General features: G+C 71.9%; 4 protein-coding genes. All 4 read left to right on the forward strand.

Going from position 1 to position 3900, the window contains the following annotated elements; translation table 11 throughout:
• Positions 1 to 831 precede the first annotated feature (831 nt).
• A complete protein-coding gene (locus tag ABZ914_RS48230) occupies positions 832 to 2499 on the forward strand; it encodes a nitrite/sulfite reductase (protein WP_500201338.1) in 1668 nt (555 codons plus the stop codon).
• Between the two features lie 13 nt (positions 2500 to 2512).
• Complete coding sequence (locus tag ABZ914_RS48235) at positions 2513 to 2674, forward strand: Insertion element protein (protein ID WP_500201339.1); 162 nt, start codon at positions 2513 to 2515, stop codon at positions 2672 to 2674.
• Positions 2671 to 3381 (forward strand): phosphoadenylyl-sulfate reductase, encoded by a 711-nt coding sequence (locus tag ABZ914_RS48240; protein WP_500201340.1) that lies wholly within the window; start codon positions 2671 to 2673, stop codon positions 3379 to 3381. The genes ABZ914_RS48235 and ABZ914_RS48240 overlap by 4 nt, the downstream gene beginning before the upstream one ends.
• 8 nt (positions 3382 to 3389) lie before the next feature.
• On the forward strand, positions 3390 to 3900 hold a 511-nt coding region (locus ABZ914_RS48245), incomplete at its 3' end, for a sirohydrochlorin chelatase (protein ID WP_500201341.1).

Raw genomic sequence — 3900 nt, forward strand, 5'->3', positions numbered from 1 at the left:
GCGCGCGGCCGGGCCCGCGGCGCGGCGCGGGGCGTGGTCGGAACGCACGAGAGCGGTATGCCCCTGATCCGATGCCCCATGATCGGAGGCCCCGTCATCGGGGTTCCGGTCCGCCCGCGCGCGCTTGGAGGACGCACCGGGCGACCCCTTCCGCGCCTGGGGCACGCGGCCCGGGGATGCGGCGGCCGGGCCGACGGCGCCTCCCGCGTCGGCGGGAGGGGCACCGTCGTCCCTGGCCGGGGAGTCGCCGCCGGCGTCCGAGACGGTGGTCACACCGCCCCACCGTAGGGCGTGGGCCGCCGGCGCGCACGGGCACCGCGCCCAGGCGGCCGGGTGCGCGAGCATCGATGCCCATCGGTGACAATGAAGGGGTGATCTGCCAGTCCTGCCGCGAACGCCACCACGGGGAGTGCCGTGGCGGCTCGTGGTGCGACTGCCAGCACAAGGCCGCGCCCGCGACGCCGTCGGAGACGTCCGGGCCCGCCGGGGGGACCGCGCCGTCCGGGGAGCGTGCGCAGGGCGCCGAACCGCCCGTGAACTGGAAGCGTCAAGGATGACACTTCTCACTCGTTCACATTCCGGACGTCACTGGACAGCCCGCGAGACGGCGTGTCACAGTTTGAGCATGACTGCTGCGGACCCGCTGCTGGCCAAGCGCCGGCACGTCGACTTCCTCCGCGTCCGCAGCGCGATCTGTCGCTGACGCCCCGACCACGCCCCCTTGCTCAGCCGGGCGCGTGGTGCATCGGCGTCACCTTTGACTTCATCCTGCTCAGCGTCGAGCCGGCTGCCTCAGAGCGCCGGTGCGCTACGCGTCCCTCACCACCACAGATGAGGACGCGCGCCGTGCCACCCGCGATCAAGCGCAAGAAGGGCGAGGGCCAGTGGGCCCTCGGCTACCGGGAACCGCTCAACAAGAACGAGGAGAACAAGAAGAACGACGACGGGCTGAACGTCCGCCGCCGGATCATCGACGTCTACTCCAAGACCGGTTTCGACTCGATCGACCCCGCCGACCTGCGCGGCCGGTTCCGCTGGATGGGGCTGTACACGCAGCGCAAGCCCGGCATCGACGGCGGCAAGACCGGGGCCCTCGAGGACGAGGAGCTCGAGGACAAGTACTTCATGATGCGGGTGCGCATCGACGGCGGCCAGCTCAGCGGGCCGCAGCTGCGCACCATCGCCGACATCTCCACCCGGTACGCGCGGGGCACCGCCGACATCACCGACCGGCAGAACGTCCAGCTGCACTGGGTGCGGATCGAGGACGTCCCGGCGATCTGGGAGGCGCTGGAGGCGGTCGGGCTGCACACGATGGAGGCGTGCGGGGACGTGCCGCGCACCATCATCGGCTGCCCGCTGGCCGGCATCGCGGCCGACGAGGTGATCGACGCGACCCGGGACCTGCGCGAGATCCACGACCGGTACATCGGCTCGCCCGAGTTCTCCAACCTGCCGCGCAAGTTCAAGACGGCGATGTCGGGCTGCACCGCGCACTGCACCGTCCACGAGATCAACGACATCGCGTTCGTCGGCGTCGTGAACGAGGCGGGCGAGACCGGCTACCAGCTGTACGTCGGCGGCGGGCTGTCCACCAACCCGATGTTCGCCCAGAGCCTCGGGGTGTTCGTGAAGCCCGAGCAGACGAGCGCGGTCTGGCACGGCGTCACCTCGATCTTCCGCGACTACGGGTACCGGCGGCTGCGCAGCCGCGCCCGGCTGAAGTTCCTGATGAAGGACTGGGGCGCGGAGAAGTTCCGCGAGGTGCTGGAGAAGGAGTACCTCGGGTACGCGCTGCCGGACGGCCCCGAGCCCGCCGCGCCGCGCGCGCAGCGCGACCATGTGGGCGTCCACCCCCAGAAGGACGGCAACTTCTACGTGGGGTTCGCGCCGCGCGTGGGCCGCGTCAACGGCGAGCTGCTCGGCACCATCGGGGAGCTGGCCGAGCGGTACGGCTCCGGCCGGGTCCGCACGACCATCGAGCAGAAGATGGTCATCCTCGACGTCCCGGAGGAGAACACCGAGGCGCTCGCCGACGAGCTGGCCGAGCACGACCTCCAGGTCCGGCCGTCCACGTTCCGGCGGCAGACGATGGCCTGCACCGGCATCGAGTACTGCAAGCTCGCGATCGTCGAGACCAAGCAGCGGGCGATGGACCTGATGGACGAGCTGGAGAAGCGCCTGCCGGACTTCGACCAGCCGCTGACGATCAACGTCAACGGCTGCCCGAACGCCTGCGCCCGCATCCAGGTCGCCGACATCGGGCTCAAGGGCCAGCTGGTCGTGGACGAGAACGGCGACCAGGTCGAGGGGTTCCAGATCCACCTCGGCGGCCAGCTCGGCGCCACGTTCGGCAAGAAGGTCCGCGGGCTGAAGACCACGTCGGCCGGGCTGACCGACTACGTCGAGCGGGTCGTCCGGAAGTTCGACGAGCAGCGCACCGACGGCGAGACGTTCGCCGAGTGGGCGCGGCGCGCCGACGAGGCCGACCTCAAGTAACGGGCAGATCGGAATGAGCGAACGTGCCGCGCCGTTCTACTGCCCGTACTGCGGCGACGAAGATCTCGAACCCCTGGAGGAGCACGGGGCGTGGTTCTGCAACGCCTGCGTCCGCTCCTTCCAGCTGAAGTTCCTGGGTGTCCGAGCCGCTCGAAAGACGAAGGAGTCCCGGTGACCCTGCTGGAGACCGACAGACCGACCCTCGACCTCGAGGACATCGTCGAATCGGCCGCCGCGGCGCTGGAGGGCGCGCCCACCCTGGAGGTCATCCGGTGGGCCGCCGCCACCTTCGGCGACCGCATCTGCCTCACCTCGTCCATGTCGGACGCCGCGCTGATCCACCTGGTGTCGAAGGTGAAGCCGGGCATCGACGTGCTGTTCGTCGACACCGGCTACCACTTCGCCGAGACGATCGGCACCCGCGACGCGGTCGAGGCGGTGTACCCGGTGAACGTCATCAACGTCACGCCGTCCCGCACCGTCGAGGAGCAGGAGGCCGCGCTCGGCCCCCGCCTCTACGGCCGCAACCCCGACCTGTGCTGCCACCTCCGCAAGGTGGAGCCGCTCGGCCGGGCGCTGGAGGGCTACATGGCGTGGTTCAGCGGGATCCGCCGGGACGAGACCGCCAGCCGCCGCAACCGCCGCGTGGTCGAGTGGGACCGCAAGCGCGGCATGGTCAAGGTGAACCCGATCCTCGACTGGTCGCAGGAGGAGATGGACAACTACATCGAGGACAACGGGGTCATCATCAACCCGCTGCACTACGACGACTACCCCTCGATCGGCTGCGAGCCGTGCACCCGTCCCGTCGCCCCCGGCGAGGACCCGCGCAGCGGCCGCTGGGCCGGCATGGGCAAGACCGAGTGCGGCATCCACCTGTGAGCGTCCCCATGGTCGCGGTGGCGCACGGGAGCAGGGACCCCCGCGCCGCCGCGACCGTCACCGAGCTGGCCGGCGCCGTCCGGGCGCTGCGCCCCGGCCTGCCCGTGCAGGCGTCGTTCCTCGACCACGCGCCGCCGGCGCCCGACCGGGCGCTGGACGCGCTGGCCGGGGACGGCGCCGCCGAGGCGGTCGTGCTGCCGCTGCTGCTGACGGCCGCCTACCACAGCAAGACCGACCTCCCGGGCGTGCTGAACCGGGTGCGGGCGCGGTGGCCCCGGCTGGCGCTGCGGACCGCGCGGACGCTCGGCCCGCACCCGCTGCTGACGGACGCGCTGGAACGCCGGCTGTCGGAGGCGGGCGTGGAGCCGGGCGACCCCGACACCGCCGTGGTGCTGGTCGCGGCGGGGTCGTCCGACCCGGCCGCGAACGCCACGATCTGGCGGCTGGCCCGGGAGTGGCGCTCGCGCGGGTGGCGCGGCGTCGTCCCGGCGTTCGCGTCGGCGTCCCGGCCGACGCCCG

It is taken from the genome of Spirillospora sp. NPDC046719, from assembly GCF_040645715.1.
GTDB lineage: Bacteria > Actinomycetota > Actinomycetes > Streptosporangiales > Streptosporangiaceae > Spirillospora.

Coding starts and splice junctions, on each gene's coding strand:
- ABZ914_RS48230 (WP_500201338.1), top strand. CDS start 832: ATGAGGACGCGCGCCGTGCCACCCGCGATCAAGCGCAAGAAGGGCGAG.
- ABZ914_RS48235 (WP_500201339.1), top strand. CDS start 2,513: ATGAGCGAACGTGCCGCGCCGTTCTACTGCCCGTACTGCGGCGACGAA.